Origin of the sequence: Gilvimarinus polysaccharolyticus, assembly GCF_001187555.1 — a bacterium.
Classification (GTDB): domain Bacteria; phylum Pseudomonadota; class Gammaproteobacteria; order Pseudomonadales; family Cellvibrionaceae; genus Gilvimarinus; species Gilvimarinus polysaccharolyticus.
In genome coordinates this window covers 1,276,908-1,293,488 of sequence record NZ_LFIJ01000002.1, presented here as the reverse complement: position 1 = coordinate 1,293,488, position 16,581 = coordinate 1,276,908, and the positions used below count along the sequence as shown (strand labels likewise).

Genomic DNA, 16,581 nt, shown 5'->3' with positions numbered 1-16,581 from the left:
ACTTACTCCTATCAAGGGGCTTAAGCCCTAAATTAATAACGTCACGAGAGCTACAGCAAATACCCACAGTAACAATGCTCGCGAAAACATCCTTGGCATCGACTCAACTAAGTACAACGAATAGCTCGGCTCGATACGAGCTGTAGTCTGCGGCCTGCATGTATCGCCACGCTTAGACCAGTCCCCCTCTTCGCCCATAGCGCCAAGCAACACCGACACCAAAAACACCGGTGTTAAAGTGCGCAGTGACATCCATAAGTTCCGCCAGCGCACCATACAAAACTCAAAATGCCCAACCAACGCCCAACTTAAACCCAGCAGTCGCGCCGCAGGCCATTCTATTAAAGTCAGTGCGCGGGTCATTACAGCGGCGCGCGCATCATTAACCTCAAGCAGGTGCACCCACAACAACACACTAAGACGATACGCCAATGCCCCAGGAGCACCGGCCAGCAAAAACCAAAATATAACCGCAAACATTCGCTCAAAACCGCGATAGGTAAACACTCGAAGCGCCTCTCGGTTAAGTGCAACCCAATCGGTATTATTCCTACCGCATCGCAGATCAGGGTCAAGATTCATAACATCCAGCACTGTAATCGCTTTGACAGAATCGCCAGAATGGGCCGCATCGGTATAATTGTGCACGCTTCCCGAGAAGTCACCACGCCCTAGGCTGTACAATAAAACCGGAATATTAAGCAGAATCAACCAGTTATCCGAGAAATAAACGGTAGCGATAATAACAACCGCCAATACCGCAATAACCGGCACCGCAACAGCAACCAAGCATAACCAAGGGGAACTACCCGAGTGTTTACTGGTGCGGTGTAATAGCCGCCATCCGTTAAAAAACCACTGGTCACGATGCAGCGGTTTACCCGAGCCCCACCACTGCACCAGTAATAACACGATCACCAAACTAATAAATGTCACGGGCGAACCTGCCTTAGTTAAACGTTACTTGTGAAAAATATTTATCCCAATCAAACGATTCACCGGGGTCTGTTTTACGTCCTGGCGCGATATCGCAATGGCCAGTAATACGCTGGGGAGTCAGTGCCGGAAAGTAACCCAACAGCGCTTCGGTAACAGCCGCTAAGGTTTGATACTGCTCCTCGGTGTAGCTAAGCGTATCGGTGCCCTCAAGCTCAATCCCAACACTGTAGTCATTACACTCATCTACCCCGGCAAAACACGAACGGCCGGCGTGCCATGCACGGTCTTTAAACGAGACAAATTGTACCAACTCACCCGTGCGGGTAATCAGTACATGCGACGACACCTGCAGCGAAGCTATCGTGGCAAAATAAGGGTGTGCATCGGACTCAAGTCGATTCGTGAAAAACTTCTCGATCCAGCCATTGCCAAATTGGCCCGGAGGTAAACTGATATTATGCACCACCAACAAACTGACATCGACGCCCTCTGGCCGCGGGCCAAAGTTAGGCGAACAACAATGCCGCGCTGACGTCAGCCAGCCGGATGCATCAATATTAAGACTCTGCGGAGTGTCTAACACAAGTAAACTCTATCGACTCTAAATGCCCAGTATAATCAATGACATCTTAAATGTTAGACCTAATGCTTACCAGAGCCTCAGAAAGCCTCCGCAACACCCCCAGCAGCATTGGTTTTGTGTTGCCCTCACCCTGCAAAATAGCTAAACAATCAAACGCTTTGTTGCAAACGCTTATCGCGGGCACGATACAGCCCACAAACGACAACGGGCAAACCCTAAGGCTTGCCCGTTGTACTTAACACTGCTAGCTAAAACCTAGCTAACCACGGTTAGTACCCCGCGGTTGACGTAAACTACCAATAACAGACTCAAGCGCTCGGTCAAACAACATACCGTCGTCCAGCACCCGAATACGCCCTTCTTTTAAGGCACAAGCCAAGCTCGACTTATCCTCCTCGGCGACCTTCATACCGGTACGGTTAACAAAGATGTACTTACCCGTAGGCTTAATTATGGCAGCCAATCGACAACGATAGGTTTCACCGGCAGACGATGAAATCTCGAACCAACTACCCTGAGTCAGGCCAGATACCAACGCCAAATGCTCGTCATCAAAATCATCACCTTCCGCCATACCTAAATCAGGTACGTTATTCTCAGGTATCTCCGCGATATCATCGGTAAATGCCGCAGGCTGAGCAGCCTGGTCTAGCACTGCCGGCTGAGGGGCAATAGGCTTAGCACTAGCCACCGACTGCTCAGTTGCAGCTGCCTTGGCTGCCGATTCAAGCTCTGCTACTTGCGGCTCAGGCACTTGCGGTGCCGCCACTTTAGCCTCAGCAGCCACCGCCACCTTGGGTTCCGCTATAGCAGGCTTGGTTACCACTGGGGCAGTTATTGTGGCGGGTTCGGCCACTATAGGCTTAGCCACTTCAGGCTCAGGCTTTACTTGCGCAGCTGCCGTTAATGTGGGCCGAGCAACATCAGGGGCAGCAGGGGCCGCACTAACAGGTCTGTGCTTACTACGCAAAATCTCTAAGTGAAGCTTCTCTAGTGCTTTAAATAACTGCCCCATCTGATATGGATTAAACGCAATGTCTTCTAAGCCGCTACGTAGCTGCCCCAACAACCTAGGCACCAATTTAAGTAACCTCTGGCGGTTATCACCACGCATAGTAGTTGTCGCACTCCAAACCAACTCGCGAGCAGTCTGTAATTGTTTTGCGAAGGTTTCACTCTCGGGGCCTTGCTTTAAGCAAGTAATAAACAACACATTAGACCAAGCGCTGGCCAACAACTCGGCGGCGGCACTTGGCAGCTCTACTCCTGCCGTAATTTCCTCTAGTGCCGCATCTACATCGGCACGCGCACGCTGCGACTTTGCCTTACCGTCTTCGGCATCAATCGTACGCTGCTCAAGAATTTTGGCTCGACGCTTCTCTTTGTCCTGAAACGCACGAAATTCCAACTGCAAAGCATCAAAAATGCCGATATCTTTGCTGAAATCACTCAAAACCTTACTAACTGTACGGTCGATTTGACGATACAGTACATCTTTAGAACGGTTCTCTTCGCCCGTATCCTGCCAACCTAAGGCCGCTGTCGCCATCTCATTTAACAAGCGCCGAGCTGGATGCCCACCTTTACCAAAAAATGACTTGTCGGCAATGGCCACTTTGATCATAGGGATCTGCAGTCGCGCTAATAACGCCTTCATGGGCGGCGCCAAACTGCGGTCGTCGAGAATAAATTCAAACATCATGCTGACAAGGTTAATGACATCCTCATCGACATCATTAATTTGTCGCTCACCAGCGCCGCCACGAGCCAACAAATGACCCACTTGTGCTTTGATATCTTCAGCGCTTACCGTATGGGCTTGCTCAGCTTGAGGCGCCGAGCGCTGTTGCGCCAACGTTAAAATACTCAACAAATCTTGTGATGATAAACTCGGCCCCACCGGCGGCGCCGGGGTTTGGGAGGCCGCGCCACCCTGAGCACTTAATAGCTCACGCAAAGTGCCAAGCAATTGCTCTGCATTTTCATCTACAGGAATCGTATCAGCACGAGAGGAATTAGACTCTGACGAATAGGGTTCTGGCCGCGCAGCTGCGGGCTTAGCGCCACGGGCACCGCCACGCAACGAAGGCAAAATATTAGCTTCTATTAAGTGCTGGTTGAGTTGGTCATACAAACCACCAAGCTGGCACATAACTAAACGATCAAACAATTTAAGCAGCACCAACCGTGCTTTAACATCGATATCGATATCGCCGCTGGCCTCAATAAACGCTGCGCAAATAACATCGCCACCGATAGGGTTATTTTTTTGATAAACCTTAACGGGCACCAATTGATCGATACGCAGCGTCAAATGCTGCACCCGCTCGGCAAACTGCTCATTGGCGCGGTTGATCATGGTCTCGCTGGCGACCATCTCTTCTAGCTCGTCATTTTCTACCAGTGAGAGATTATCGAGCGTTACGTCTTTGTCGACCGCATCTGGAGTAGGAAAGGAGGCAGAATCTAACAGGCGCGCAAAACTAACATCTACAAGGTAAAAGAATGCCGCTTCGGTTTCTTTGCGACGCAGACGAACCTGACGCATGGAATCAAAATAGAGGTTTTGCTCGTGATTATTAGTGGCTTGGTCTGCCAACTCGAACAGGGCATCATCGGCTTTATCAAATAAATTACGCAACAAGCCCTGCAACGTCTGGCGTGCTTTTTCACGCAACTGGTGCATTGCCGCAGGCATACGCGCCAACACCGCCTGAGGCTCGCGCCCTGAGGAGGCTTTTGGCTCGCGTCCAGCTCTTAGCGACACGACATTTTCAGGTTTAGATGATTCAGACATGATATAAACCCATAAAGGAGGATTTCACACTTGTCAGTATATGCCTCTAAGCGCAAACACCCAATGACAAACATCAGTAATGCGCTGTCCATCACAGACTGAGCTAAAAACACCCACCAACTATAACCTTATCGACCAGTCAAAATAAAACATGACTTTTTAGTTATAAGCGGCGGCGTCAAAAACAACAACTCGCGCCAAGGTCGCTCATCGAGCGAAGATGCTTTGGTACAGACTCACCACAAAGCACAAAACCGCCTCCCACAACCGTCAGCAATTCGCATACAATAACCGCTCTTATCATAACGAGGCCGCAACCATGCTCGCCAAATATGCCGATAACATCCCCCAGCTACACGGCGACATCATTAAAAATGTCGCCGCGGCCCTCGAAGAAGACATAGGCAGTGGTGATATCACCGCACTTTTGATACCTGCCGAGCAAACCGCGACAGCGCATGTCATTACCCGCGAAGACTGTACCTTTTGCGGCAAAGACTGGGTAAATGAAACCTTCCGCCAGCTAGACCCCGACGTTAAGGTTATTTGGCATATTGAAGATGGCCAGCAAGCCCGCGCTAACAACACTCTATTTGAGCTAGAGGGCCGCGCCCGCAGCTTACTCACCGGAGAGCGTACAGCGCTGAACTTTGTCCAATTGCTATCTGGCGTCGCCACTACCGCCCGCCAATACGCCGACCTAGTTAAAGATTTGCCCATCAAAATCCTCGACACTCGCAAAACCATTCCTGGCTTACGCAGCGCACAGAAATACGCGGTTGCCTGCGGTGGTTGCCACAACCACCGCATCGGTCTTTACGATGCGTTTTTGATTAAAGAGAATCACATTGCGGCGGCTGGGAGTATTAGCGCTGCGGTAACAAGCGCACGCATTATCGCCTCAAACAAACTCTTAGAGGTAGAGGTCGAAACCTTAGATGAACTGGACGAAGCGCTGCAAAGCGGCGCGGATGTTGTGATGCTGGATGAGATGGACCTAAACGAGGTGAATGAATATTTAAATGGCAAACAGTTACACGCACAGTTAGAACTATCGGGCGGGGTGGATATTGCACTAATCAATCAGCAAAAAGAGCTATTGAAGTATATTAATCGAATCTCGGTGGGCGCACTGACAAAGCACAGTCAAGCCGTGGACTTATCGATGCGGATAGAAAGCTAAACACTAAAAGCCGCACATGCTACGTGCAAAAGCTAATACTTGTTAGCTTGCCAAGCTTTTAGTAGCTAGTAGCACCTCAAACAACTGTCGATAAGCATAACTCACCTTGCTCCGTCAACTCAGTTCTGCCATGATCTAACATTAATAAACAAGCGAAAATTCAAAGAGTTACCTATGCTGGCCATTAAGCCCGAACCGTTCAAAGAGCTGCAAAACCGTCTAAAAAGCGGGGATTTTCACGTTGGTATTTATGGACTTGGTTATGTGGGTCTTCCGCTTGCGTTGCGCTTTGCCGATGTTGGCATAAAAGTCACGGGCTTTGATATCGACCAGCACAAGGTCGAACAACTCAACTCCGGAAAGAGCTACATTAAATGCATAACCGGCAAGCACATCCAAACTGCGTTAAGTAATGGTTTTACCGCCACCACAGATTTCTCTCAAAGCAGTAAGGTAGACGCACAGATTATTTGTGTTCCCACACCACTTGATCAACACCATCAACCTGACTTGTCTTTTGTAACCGACACAATAGATGCCATTCTGCCTTATTTTCGCAGCGGACAAATAATGTGCTTAGAAAGCACCACTTGGCCAGGCACCACTGAAGAGCTGATACAACCGAGACTTGAACATCTGGGGTTTAACCCCGGTAGCAACTGTGCGCTTGTATACTCCCCCGAGCGCGAGGACCCTGGCAACCTCAGCTATTCTACAGCGACCATACCCAAAGTCATTGGCGGCATCACTCCAAGCTGCCTAAAGCTAGGCCAAGCACTTTACTCCCGTGCCATCGATACTTTAGTACCGGTCAGTAACACACGTGTCGCCGAGATGACAAAACTGTTAGAAAACATTCACCGCGCCGTTAATATTGGCCTGGTGAATGAAATGAAAATTGTCGCAGATAAAATGGGGATTAATATTCACGAAGTAATACAGGCCGCCGCCACCAAACCTTTTGGCTTTGTACCCTACTCCCCTGGCCCCGGCTTAGGTGGCCACTGTATCCCAATCGATCCATTTTATTTAACTTGGAAAGCAAAAGAATACGGCATAAACACTCGGTTTATCGAGCTGGCTGGAGAGATAAATCACCAAATGCCCTCATGGGTAGTACAAAAAGTAGCCGATGCGCTTAACCTGTATAGCAAAGCCATTAATGGCAGCCGTATTTTGGTGTTAGGCTTAGCCTACAAAAAGAATATTGACGACTCTCGCGAGTCTCCGGCAGTAGAAATAATGGCACAATTACGAGATAAAGGTGCAACTATCGACTACTCCGACCCATTTGTTCCGGTATTCCCCAACAAGCGCGACTACCATTTTGACCTAAAAAGTGTCGCACTAACCAGTGAAACGATTAGCTCTTACGACTGCATTATACTGGCTACGGACCACGATGACTTTGATTATGAGCTACTACAAAAAAATGCTTCGCTCATCGTCGACACCCGTGGTAGATACAAAAACGTGGCTCAAAATATCATAAACGCGTAACTTGCAACGCAACTAAACATCTACACCACTAACACTCAGAGCTTCTTATGATACTCATCCCTATTGGCACCAAGGCACAACTCATCAAAATGGCACCAGTAATACTGGAGATAAGAAAGCAGGGGTTAAAGTTTGACTTTGTACTTACCGGCCAGCACCAAGAAACCATGTCAGATCTAATTGAGGGGTTTGGGTTACCGGAACCAGCGTATACCTTAGCGCCTATAGAAGAAGCCAACACATCAAAAAAACTACTCGGATGGCTGATAAAAACACTAAAAAACAACTTGAAATCTAACTGTGAGATTGCCAAACGAAAATATAAAATTTGTTTAGTACATGGCGACACCATGTCAACCTTAATTGGCGCACTGCTCGCCAAACGACATGGAATAGCTGTCGCACATGTAGAAGCTGGCCTGCGGTCCCATAGCTTACTTCACCCCTTCCCAGAAGAGCTGACCCGCCGGATCGTTAGTAAAATCGCTTCAATCTACTACTGCAGTGGCACAATGGCGATTAACAATATAAAAAAAACTAAAAAAAATGCTGACATTGTCGACACTGGGCAAAACACATTACTTGACTCTGTTAGATTTTCTTTAGCCCACGCTCAAGATCACCAAAAAGTCAGCACTCAAAATTACTGTGTCGCGTCTATTCACAGATTTGAAAACATCTCAAATCGAGCTCGTTTCCGTTTTATCTTAGATACGATTTTTCAATTCTCACAGGAAATAAATGTAAAATTTGTTCTTCATTCCGCCACTCGACATAAGCTTAGCAGCTATGGATGGATGGAAGAACTAGAGGCCAACCCCAAAATTGAACTTCTTCCTAGAATGAATTACTTCAAATTTACCGACCTTATTAGCAAAGCAAATTTTATAATGACAGACGGAGGAAGCAATCAGGAGGAGTGCTCATACTTAAACATACCCAACCTCCTAATGCGCCAACACACAGAAAGGGACGAGGGTTTAGGCTCTAATAGCGTTTTAAGTAAATACGATTCAGACATCATAAATGCTTTCTTCAATGAGAAAAAAAACCACAACCCCACAATCACAACGCACTTACCTCTCCATCAAGAAAAACCATCATTGACAATTGCTCTGGATTTAAAAAAACGAATCGAGAAAAGTTAACAAGGCAGCAAGGCGACAACCTAAACAGTAATATTAAAAAACATTTAGAGGGGACCATGCGGCAGAGAAACCACACTAAAAACAAAAAGAAACAACTTTTCAAGCGCCTTAGCTTACATCAATTGGAGCTAAACGCCTTAACAACCAACGACCGATGTGTATAAAAAAATCCAACCGAAAAAATACTCGCCATAAAAATCTGAAGCAATCTATCAACAATCAAAATTGCTAACATCGGGGCCTCAGGAATCCCCAACCCCAGCCCGATCCCGACAAAAGTTAACTCTTTAGCCCCTAAGTTTCCAGGGGTTACGGACAGTACAAAAACCACACTGGCGACAGACGAAAGAAAAATGGCATCCACCAATTTGATGGGCACATCAACGCCAGCTAAAAAAACCATTGTAATAATCGAACCCACCACAACTTGAATAGCCAACAAAGCAACACAAGAAAGAATCAGCTTGACAGAAAGTATGGGAATCAAAACTTCGAGCTTACTCAATCTTCCTCTAACAAACTTAAGGCCGCCAGCTAACCACAAGATCATCCCCACTCCGAAAAGGGCCAGTAGAAAAAATATAATGGGCACAATATATTCTTTATATAACGTAGAGCCATCCAATAAAAACACAGTAACTAAAAACAAAAAAGCAGAAACAATGAGCGACAGGAGGGAAATCAAGAAAAATATAACCGCCGAAGATGAAACCGGCATTCCAGACAGCAACCGCACCAAGACAGCCTTAACAGCAAATTGCCCCACCCGAAAAGGTGCAACATAATTAAACAATGAAGACAGTTGATTCACACCTAAACTATCAAGCAAAGACAGCCTATGCCCCATAGCAGACATGAACAGCATTAAAGTTTTTGCATTGGCAATATAAAAAACCAAATAAAAGGCCAAGACTACCAGCAATGTCCGAAAAGAAACCTTAGCAAAAACCGAAAAAAGCTCAGAAAAATCAACCAAGAAAAAGACTAAAGCAAATAACCCCCCCAACAACAGAGAGATCTTTATTGTTTTTTGCATATAAGTTCACGCACAAACCTAAAAAATGGCTTAGGGTCACTCATCCGCCAGTAAGCAAGAACCCGCCCACCGCTAAAAAGGCAGCGAACAACCTTAATAAAATCAAACTTCGTCAGAAAAATTGAAAACAAGAACCCTTCATGCAACCAAACAGCTTTTTTATACTTAAACTCAACATCTTGACAAGAACGCCCCAAACAAAGGTTCGTATAAAGCACGGCTATATTGACTCCCAGCGCATTAAAAATTTCATGCTGAAGCCAAAATCTAGGATTGAACTCTAAAAACCAAAGACGCTCCTTATAAAAAATAAACTCAATTTCAAAAACCCCGCTATAAACCACTTCCGAAATGATCTTTTCTGCCTCGGCCAAAGCCGTATCATAGAGGCAACCTGCATTATTAGAGGGCACAACCAAAGTAGCTGTACCTCCGGGAGATGGATACTCCAACACTTTGTGAGTCAGACCGCCAAAAATGACCTGCCCCTGAAGGGCAACCCCTGAAAACGAATAATGATTGAGAATATTCATTGACAAGCGCTCTTGCACAACAAAATCTTGACTTGACTCAGAACAATCCCGAAACCCCTTCTTAACGACAAGTTCATCCAAAAAAGATCGCCTTGGCTTTAATATATAATCTTTATTTTTAGAAAACTCCGCCTTCCGAGAGGCAAGAACAGTTTCAGGCATAAGAACCTTCTCACCGAATTTCTGATAAAGAAAGAATTTATCCAAAATGACATCAATAGACTCTTTGGGAGCTATCAGAAAATAAAACCCTCTTGATCTTAAGTACTCTTCATTTTCAGCTAAAAAACTAGCCCAAAAATCATTTGTAGCATACACGACTTTAATTATTTCTTGACTATACTGCCCTAACGCACTTAAAACTTCACTAGAGCTTTCAAAAAATGAATAGCGATCAACAAACTTAGAGACCTTGCAGATATGACTAGAACATGTACTTATAACATGCCGCTCACACTCAAACTCAGACAAAGAACGCGCCACAGATAGCGCATTCAACCTTCCGCCAAGTATGATCCCGATCATTTTCTAACAACCATAACGATTTCGTTAGCCAAGAATTTTCTATTCACCCAACTAAACGAAGACAACACAGTATGCAAACGTTTGAAATTACGTTTTAAAAAATTCATTAATGCATTATCAAAAAAATAGATTTCGGCATCCAGCCCCATACGGCTAGCCATATCAAGAAGCTCCTCCTCCCGATACCGCCTATAATTAAATATGTCTTTTTTTTGTATTTTTGTTTTATAGAACGACGCAAACTTATCGACCCAACTCAGATCATTATGAGCAAAAACAAATGCTATTTTTTTAGTTGTTCTAATTTGCTCCTGCACAATCAAAAAGGCATCTTCATTATTAAAACAAATAATTAAGCCTGAATGATAAGTCAAATCAAATGCAGAATCTTTGAACGGCAAACAAAATGCATCACAAGACAACGCATTAACACCTTGCGCCGACAAATAACCAGCCACACCAACATCTAAATCACTAGCACAGAAGAATCCATTTAACACAGACGCTTTAATGTGCCTTATATCTTTACCACTAAAAGCACCTTGCTCGTGGAATGTTTCCACTTTCAACTGGGGGCAATGCACTTTTAAATACTCAAGAATAAATTTAGCTCGCTTAGGTCTAGAGCGGCGGTAAAGTTCTTCATTTTCGCCTAAAAGTTCAGACCAATCCTTACTAGGAGATTTAGCATCTTTTGTCACTCCATTACCCCACCAATCCGAACAAAACATTACTTCTCAATTAAGTTTCGCAAAGGAACCACTTGCCCCCCAAGACCAAGCCACACCTTAATGATAGCGGACAATCGGTCCAAACCGTGACGACCAACAAGGCACGGATGATCATAAAGAACCGCATCACCCTGCATAAAGCTTTTCTTTACCTTAATCGCCACATCATCTGGAAATAAAACACTGGCCATCGAATTTTCGACATATCCGACCGCCCCTGGCTGGCCCAACATAGTCGTATTTATACGCTTAAAGTCTTTAACTCTCAGACTAGGAGAAATTAGCTTTGCTCCTTCTAGGTGATCATCGGCAAGCGCCAAAAATCCGAGTTCTGCTAGCACCACTTCAAGATCGGGATGAGTTGTAAAACCAGGAGAACAAAATAAGTTTGGCGCCGGGAGTCCAATCTGGGTCATGGCATTAAACCCCCACTCCACCTCCTCCTTCAACTTAGTCTTTCCCCATGACCTGGCATTGTGTTGCCATGTCCCATGGTTTTTACCCCCATGTAAGCCTAAATCATGCCCCTCTCGTACAATTTTATGTAACATCTGCGGATGGCTTAGCCCTACTTTCGAGTTAAATAACAGTGTTTTTAACACCCCCCCAAAACCCAACTTATCCACAGAAGATAACTTAACAACTTGATTATCTTTATTGCTTTTACTGACAAGCTTTCGAATAATTGCACTATAACTAATTGCACGCCCCATATTGACAAAGAATGAAAATTTAACATCATTCTCTCTCGCCAAAGACAACAAGCCATCCACCCCCGGATGCATGCATGCAATTGTATCTATATCCAACCTAACAACTAGCCTCGGGCTACTCATCCAGGTAAATCCTCGCTGACGGATTGAGAGGGAAACTCTAAGCACTGCAATGTTTTCGATACAGTAGACACTCCCAGAAAGCCTAGCGTGTGAGCTCAAGCCAGGGAGTGAAATTAAACATCTAGTCTACCCTCACTTACGAAGGCATTACTCGTCTTGACGTACGGAATCAGCTATCCCTTATCTTTATACATCAATGCTGTCACCTGCTCAGACACTAACCCCATCAAAAACACAAGAATAGAGGTAGTAAACAATAAGGCCCCCATATTAGTGAACCTACCATCGGTTAGGTAAGTATAGGCGTAATAGATGACTCCCCCTCCACCCAGCGCTAACGAGATAGGAAAAAATAATTTTAGCGGTGAAAAAAGAGTGCCAACCTTAAAAATAATTAAAAGAAAGCGAACACCATCTTTCCAAAGGTTGATGTGACTTTTCGACCCTTCCGCCCGCCTTAAAACGGTAATAGGAACATACCCAACCGAATACCCTGCGCGGAAAAAGCTCATAGTGATGGTCGTGGGATATGAGAACTTATTAGGTAACAAGCTAATAAACTCCAGAAACTTTTTACGCTTTACTGCCCGAAACCCCGAGGTTAAATCCTCTACCTTATGCCCTACCATCCAGCTGGCAAATTTATTGTAAAAGCCATTAGCCATTGAGCGATGCAAGCCCGCCTGGCCTTCTCGGTTACGCGCACCTACCACCATATCGTATCCGGCTTCTAATTTTTGTTGCAACGGCACGATATCCTCAGGTCGATGCTGTCCATCGGCATCCATACAGACAACGACCTCATTGCTGGCAGCACGTAACCCGGCTTTAATAGCCGCACCATTCCCTTTACTATAAGGTTGCCGTATTACTTGAGCTCCTGCCGCTTCGGCAATTACCGCAGTGTCATCAACAGAACCATCATCGACCACTATCAACTCAGCATTTGGGTAATACTTGCGAATACCACGAATAGTATCACCAATAGCAATGGCTTCATTTTTTGCCGGAAGCACAATAGAAATACTCACAACACCTCCTCCTCTTCAGACCGTTGGCGTACTTGTATTAAGCGGTCCACCCAGTCCTGCCGCCCAGCAGCCACCAGCTCGCCTAACATTTTTTGAATGACTGGGTCACCCGGAGGAGAAAGCTCTACTGCCTTCTGCAAATAAGCAAGAGCTCGAATAGGAACATGTGTTTCATTAAAAACATAGGCACCTAATCGCAAGTACTCCGCTGGCTGTAATGTCGCTTTAGCAGCCATAATATCAATAGTCTCCAAAATTCCTTTCTCGTTTTTCAAAACTCCTTTTTCCGCATTCTGGAGAGTCACCCAAAGTATGCCTTTATTTTGAATATTCATTGGCGCGTTTTGTAACCGCAGAAGAAAGCGTGCCCAATCATCGTCAGCCTCATCGCCCTTAACAGCACGATAAATCAACACATTGTGCATCAAAACAGTTGATTGAGAGAGGTGTTCAGCTCCTTTTTGACAAGTATTAATTGCAAGATCAAGGTGCAACTCCCTGTCTTTTTGCTGATTACTTAGCTCAAAATGAGTCGTGCAGAGCATCAGCCAAGCACGCTCTGAATCTTGCTCCAATCGCAGGTGCTCCTGAGTCAAACGCAACCCATCGCCCCATATGTATGCTCGAAACAATGTGGCAGAACTAACAAGAATGACAAGGGACACCACGAATGCACCAATCAAACCTTTTGTTAACCTCCAGCGCTGAAACGCTACGGCCAGCAAATCCCCCAAAGCAAGCAATACCCCCATTGACGGGAGGTGGTTACGATGCTCAAAAGCCAATTCCAAGCCGATAATATTACTTGTCATGACGTGTCCCGCAAAAAACAAAAGGACACCAAACGAAAATACAGGACGAGCGCGACGCCAATACAAAGCCCACACCAAAAGAGCTCCAAGCAATAAAATAGCCGGCACAGTGGTCCACGGCTGCCATAGGCTGCGCGAAACAGGAAGTGTGTCATACAGAAACGTTAAATGACTAGGATAAGGAAGTACTATCTGCCACAGGTACATCACCAGCACTCGCCCCTGGGTCAATAACCGCTCCACGCTCGAGAAATCCCTGCCCGGATACGCATCCCAGTGCCAGAAATAAGGAATAACAACAAAACAATAAACTGCTGCACCCAACAAAACCAGAAGCCCATACACCATGCGCAGACGCTGAGCCTCACGAAACTGCAAGACAGTCAACTCCAAACCTAGCAAGTACAACGGTATTAATGCGGCATCTTCTTTACTCGCAAATGCCAGCACGCCTGACAGCACAGCTAAAATCCCATATAACTGACCGCGCTCCCCTGCTATTTGCAGGGCACGCATTCGCACATAAGAAAATAATGTCAACAACACAAAAAGCGTTGCCAGAGTTTGCATACGCTGTACGACATACAATACCGAAGACACTTGTAGCGGATGAATAGCCCACAATAATGCCAGCAGCAAAGCCATATTCGCGGCACGTTTAGACGACCAATTTGCCAACATAAAGACTTGACGTAAAAACAGCGCCAATACAAAACTCGTCACACCATGAATAACCAAATTAGTCACTTTAAAAGCGACTGGATCTAGCCCCGCCCGCCAAAAGTCCAACGCAAAGCTGAGCATAGCCAGCGGCCGTGAACTACCTCCAACCTCAAAGCTGTAGGCGGCGTACAGAAGGTCATCAAGGTTATTAATTTCTTTCAGGTGCAGGGCAGGATTTCTAACTATATTAGGCCAATCATCAAACAAAAACCCACCACCAAGTCCTGGAAGAAAAAGCAGCACGGCCAACACAGAAAATATAATCGAACAAACAAGAAAAGATCGACAAAAAAAACGTTCAATAATATTCAAGTGTATTTTCCTTTAGACAGCTTAATGGAGATATTTAATGCGAGATCGACGAGTTAAAGCGGCCTCTCTACGGCGGCAATATTACCACTCATTTAACCGCCTCCTTGGAAGCATCTATACGCTCTAGCTGCGCAGCCAACTCTTTATGACCTTCATTCAATAGCTCACCGATGATTCGATGTAAATTAGCATCGCCTTTCGGAGCACTCTCTGCAAAGGCAATAAAAAAAGGATTGGCCTCCTCTGGTCGACCATTTTTGTACACAAACACTGCCAACCGCAAAAACTCCAAATCACTTAAAGAAGCCTTATCAACCATAATGTTAATAGCTTTTATCACGCGCTGCGCATCTACATCAAAACCGCGATTCACATTATTCATCAAAGTCCAAACCACAAACTTGTTCTGCCAGCCGTGTGGTGCATTGCGCAAAACATCCAAAAACTTCTGCCAATCTGCGTCCTCTACCGTACCCAGTAGAGACTTATAAATAACTAAATTGGAGGCCAAGGAGGGCTCCTCCACCTGCAGTAAACCCGCTGCATACACATCGATAGCTCGCTGCAAATGGCTATCGTCCTGCGTGGTTTGATATCGATCAAAATGGGCCCGCCCCAACTCCTTCCAAGCTCGGGCAGAGTCTGGCAACAACCTTATAAGCTGCTCACCATGACGCACAGAATCGCCCCAAGTATATGCTCGAACCAGAGTCGCCGCCCCCAGTATGATCACTACAAGCCCACCACATGCCACCACGCCCCTAACTCCAACGTGCCAGCGCTGCCACGCAAACACCAACAAATCCCCCAACGCTAACACAGCGCCAATCAACGGGAAATGGTTACGATGCTCAAACACCAGCTCTAGCGAGAGTATATTACTGGCAATAAAATGACCCGAAAAGAAAAGTAATACGCCAGCCGAAAACAGTGGCCGGTAAGCTCGCCAGCGCCACGCCCAAGCCAGTAGCGCTACGATCAAAAAAATAGACGGCAAAGTCGTTAGCGGTTGCCATAAGCTTCGTGACACAGACACCTTGTCATAGATAAATGTCATGGAGTCCGGCCAAGGAAATATTATTTGACCCAAGTACATTATCAGCACACGCGCTTGAGTCATTAGCCGTTCTAAGGAAGAAAAATCTCTATTAGGGTAAGCGTCCCAGTGCCAGTAGTGCGGCACTACCACAAAGACGTAGACTAACAGCGCCAACAGAGTTAACACCCCAAAGCTTTGGCGTAAACCTTTGGTTATATTTAGCTGCGCTGCACGAAACTGCAAAACCGTCAACTCCAGAGCCAACACATAGGCAAACAGCAAAACGGCGTCTTCCTTACAGGCTAACGCCAGCGCTCCAAACACCAGCACCAAGACACCCATCCCGCGACCACGCCCAGTGTCATTTATTTGCACCTGACGCATAGCCAAATAAGCCCATAGCGCCAAGACCACAAACAACGTCGACATAGTCTGCATACGCTGCACTATATACATTACCGACGACACCTGAAGAGCGTGAACAGCCCAAACAAAAGCAAGCGCCAGTGCCCCCCAAGCGGCACGCTGTGGCGCGCAACCGGCCAACAACAACAGCCGACGGAAAAAGAAAGCGAGAAAAAAGGTGGTTAAACCGTGAATTACTAAATTAGTCGTTTTAAAGGTGGTCGCGTCCATAGCGCCAGCTCGCCAGTAGTCCAGCGCAAAGCTAAGCATGGGCAAAGGGCGCGAGCCATTACCGGCATGAAAACTCAACGTTGCATTTGCCAACTCAGCTGCACTTAACGTGTCTATGTACAGCAAGCGGTTTTGCAGGATATTAAAACTATCATCCAATACAAACCCGCCATTTAATGCGGGCAGAAAAAAAACAGCTGCTAAACAGGACATCAGC

13 protein-coding genes are annotated in these 16,581 nt (G+C 46.0%); 3 read left to right on the top strand and 10 right to left on the bottom strand.

Going from position 1 to position 16,581, the window contains the following annotated elements; all coding sequences use genetic code 11:
- Positions 1-27 precede the first annotated feature (27 nt).
- The 3 genes from ampE to GILYN3_RS14160 form a co-directional block, all read right to left on the bottom strand.
- Positions 28-936, bottom strand: a complete 909-nt coding sequence (gene ampE, locus GILYN3_RS14170; RefSeq protein WP_049723601.1) for a regulatory signaling modulator protein AmpE — start codon at positions 934-936, stop codon at positions 28-30.
- Positions 937-949: 13 nt separating this feature from the next.
- Positions 950-1,522 (bottom strand): 1,6-anhydro-N-acetylmuramyl-L-alanine amidase AmpD, encoded by a 573-nt coding sequence (ampD, locus tag GILYN3_RS14165; protein WP_049723600.1) that lies wholly within the window; start codon positions 1,520-1,522, stop codon positions 950-952.
- Between the two features lie 259 nt (positions 1,523-1,781).
- Entirely contained in the window at positions 1,782-4,319 is a 2,538-nt protein-coding gene (locus tag GILYN3_RS14160; protein ID WP_049723599.1) for a DUF1631 domain-containing protein, read from the bottom strand.
- Between the two features lie 319 nt (positions 4,320-4,638).
- Here GILYN3_RS14160 and nadC point away from each other — a divergent pair, with 319 nt between their 5' ends.
- From nadC to GILYN3_RS14145, 3 genes are all read left to right on the top strand, one after another.
- Positions 4,639-5,502, top strand: coding sequence for a carboxylating nicotinate-nucleotide diphosphorylase (gene nadC, locus GILYN3_RS14155; protein WP_049723975.1), 864 nt, complete (start codon positions 4,639-4,641; stop codon positions 5,500-5,502).
- A 174-nt stretch (positions 5,503-5,676) separates the two neighbouring features.
- Positions 5,677-7,002, top strand: a complete 1,326-nt coding sequence (locus GILYN3_RS14150; protein WP_084005456.1) for a nucleotide sugar dehydrogenase — start codon at positions 5,677-5,679, stop codon at positions 7,000-7,002.
- A 47-nt stretch (positions 7,003-7,049) separates the two neighbouring features.
- Positions 7,050-8,150, top strand: a complete 1,101-nt coding sequence (locus GILYN3_RS14145) for a UDP-N-acetylglucosamine 2-epimerase (protein ID WP_049723598.1) — start codon at positions 7,050-7,052, stop codon at positions 8,148-8,150.
- A gap of 118 nt (positions 8,151-8,268) precedes the next feature.
- Here GILYN3_RS14145 and GILYN3_RS14140 read toward each other — a convergent pair whose 3' ends face one another.
- The 7 genes from GILYN3_RS14140 to GILYN3_RS14110 all read right to left on the bottom strand — a co-directional run bounded on the left by GILYN3_RS14140 (position 8,269) and on the right by GILYN3_RS14110 (position 16,523).
- The gene (locus GILYN3_RS14140; protein WP_049723597.1) at positions 8,269-9,186 is read right to left on the bottom strand and encodes a lysylphosphatidylglycerol synthase transmembrane domain-containing protein; all 918 of its coding nucleotides are present in this window, start codon (positions 9,184-9,186) and stop codon (positions 8,269-8,271) included.
- Positions 9,171-10,244, bottom strand: a complete 1,074-nt coding sequence (locus GILYN3_RS14135; protein ID WP_049723596.1) for a hypothetical protein — start codon at positions 10,242-10,244, stop codon at positions 9,171-9,173. The genes GILYN3_RS14140 and GILYN3_RS14135 overlap by 16 nt, the downstream gene beginning before the upstream one ends.
- Positions 10,241-10,945, bottom strand: a complete 705-nt coding sequence (locus GILYN3_RS14130) for a hypothetical protein (RefSeq protein WP_157484941.1) — start codon at positions 10,943-10,945, stop codon at positions 10,241-10,243. Before GILYN3_RS14130 ends, GILYN3_RS14135 begins: the two co-directional genes overlap by 4 nt.
- Positions 10,946-10,974: 29 nt before the next feature.
- Positions 10,975-11,784, bottom strand: a complete 810-nt coding sequence (locus GILYN3_RS14125) for a polysaccharide deacetylase family protein (RefSeq protein ID WP_198147360.1) — start codon at positions 11,782-11,784, stop codon at positions 10,975-10,977.
- 200 nt (positions 11,785-11,984) lie between these two features.
- Positions 11,985-12,842, bottom strand: a complete 858-nt coding sequence (locus GILYN3_RS14120) for a glycosyltransferase family 2 protein (protein ID WP_049723593.1) — start codon at positions 12,840-12,842, stop codon at positions 11,985-11,987.
- Positions 12,839-14,689, bottom strand: a complete 1,851-nt coding sequence (locus GILYN3_RS14115) for a hypothetical protein (RefSeq protein ID WP_049723592.1) — start codon at positions 14,687-14,689, stop codon at positions 12,839-12,841. Before GILYN3_RS14115 ends, GILYN3_RS14120 begins: the two co-directional genes overlap by 4 nt.
- A gap of 88 nt (positions 14,690-14,777) precedes the next feature.
- A complete protein-coding gene (locus tag GILYN3_RS14110; RefSeq protein ID WP_198147359.1) occupies positions 14,778-16,523 on the bottom strand; it encodes a hypothetical protein in 1,746 nt (581 codons plus the stop codon).
- Positions 16,524-16,581: the final 58 nt, after the last annotated feature.